Genomic DNA, 252 nt, shown 5'->3' with positions numbered 1-252 from the left:
CCTTGTCGTATACTGTAAGCTTGGCTTCTTTTTCAACCGTCTGGTCGACGCCCTCTAAATTGATCGTCGCCTTGATGTTCTGGATTCTGTCGATCACGGCTTTTGAGCCGGTGACGCTGACGTTTTTCGGGTTGATGATCGGCAGCTCCGGCGTGTAGCCGTCTTTCATTTTGTTTTTATTATAAAAATCAACCTCGACCGGGAATTCCTTCGTCGTTTTTTCTTCGATCGTCACGGTTGTCACCGATGGAT

Annotated in this window: 1 protein-coding gene; it reads right to left on the bottom strand. The window is 47.6% G+C overall.

Annotated features, from left to right (window positions below):
* Positions 1-235: CdaR family protein (locus CH339_RS25865; protein ID WP_276329896.1), on the bottom strand; the 235-nt coding region annotated here is incomplete at its 3' end.
* Positions 236-252 lie beyond the last annotated feature (17 nt).

Origin of the sequence: Rhodobium orientis, assembly GCF_003258835.1 — a bacterium.
GTDB lineage: Bacteria > Pseudomonadota > Alphaproteobacteria > Rhizobiales > Rhodobiaceae > Rhodobium > Rhodobium orientis.
This window is presented reverse-complemented; position numbering and strand designations above follow the sequence as displayed.